This window comes from Okibacterium endophyticum, assembly GCF_054780075.1.
In genome coordinates, this window is record NZ_BAAGXA010000015.1 from 1 (window position 1) to 1,201 (window position 1,201).

General features: G+C 61.9%; 1 protein-coding gene. It reads left to right on the plus strand.

All coding sequences use genetic code 11. From position 1 onward, the window contains the following. Nucleotides 1-175: 175 nt before the first annotated feature. A partial coding sequence (locus ACYVF5_RS16610; protein WP_460948470.1) for an IS110 family RNA-guided transposase occupies nt 176-1,201 on the plus strand: 1,026 nt, incomplete at its 3' end.

Genomic DNA, 1,201 nt, shown 5'->3' on the forward strand with positions numbered 1-1,201 from the left:
TCATTCGGTGGATCTGTCGACCGGTCCCGGATCACGACCCTGGTACGGGAGACCGAGCCGGGCTTGGAACGTGACCTAATAGGACTTTGTCCGCTACACGACCACTCAATGTTGTGTCCGCCCGGCCCGGCGATAGTCATCCAAACCGTTCGAAGAACTGATTGGAGACACAACAATGCTAACCACCAAAACAGACCAGCAACAAGAACGAGAAACGATCATCGTCGCTGGTGTCGATACACATCACAGCACCCATCATGTCGCTGTCCTTGATCTGAATGGTCGTGTTTTCGGCGACCACGAGTTCCCCGTGAACACGGCCGGCTACCGTGACCTTTTGGGCTGGGTCGCTGGGCACGGTGTTATCGACCAGGTCGGGATCGAGCTCACCGACTCCTACGGCGCCGGCCTGACCAGGTTCCTGCAAGCCCAGAACGTGACCTGTGTTCAAGTGACCACGACCGATAAAGCAGCCAGAGCCCGCCGCGGCAAAACCGACCAGCAAGACGCGATCGCCGCCGCGCAGAAAGTCCTCGCCGGCCTCGCCACAGCGATCCCGAAAGACACCACCGGCAGTGTCGAATCGATCCGGATGCTCACCCTCGTCCGAGACTCCGCGATCAAAAACCGCACCCAAGCGATCAATCAGCTCAAAGCCGTCCTGGTCACCGCGCCCGCGACCCTCCGCGAACAGCTCGACGGACTCACCCCCGCCGTGTTACTGAAAACGATCCATGCACTCCGGCCCGATACCAGCCGACTGGCAGAGCCCACACACGCTGCGAAACACGGGCTGAAACGACTCGCCGCCCGGATCAGCGACCTCAACACCGAGATCAGCGACGCCGACCGCGAACTCGACACCCTCGTCGCCCGAACCGCGCCGACCCTGATCTCTCACCCCGGAATCGGCACCCACACCGCCGCCAGATTCCTGATCACCGCGTCCAACAACATCGACCGGATCCGGTCCGACGCCTCCTACGCCCGACTCTGCGGCGCCGCACCCATCCCCGTCGCGTCCGGCAAATCCCGCCGAATGCGCCTACACCGAGGCGGCGACCGCCGCGCGAACAGCGCCCTGCACATGATCATCATCAGCCGACTCCGACACGACCAACGAACCCGCGACTACCGAGACAAGAAACTCGCCCAAGGCCACTCCACCAAAGACACCATCAGAGCACTGAAACGCTACATC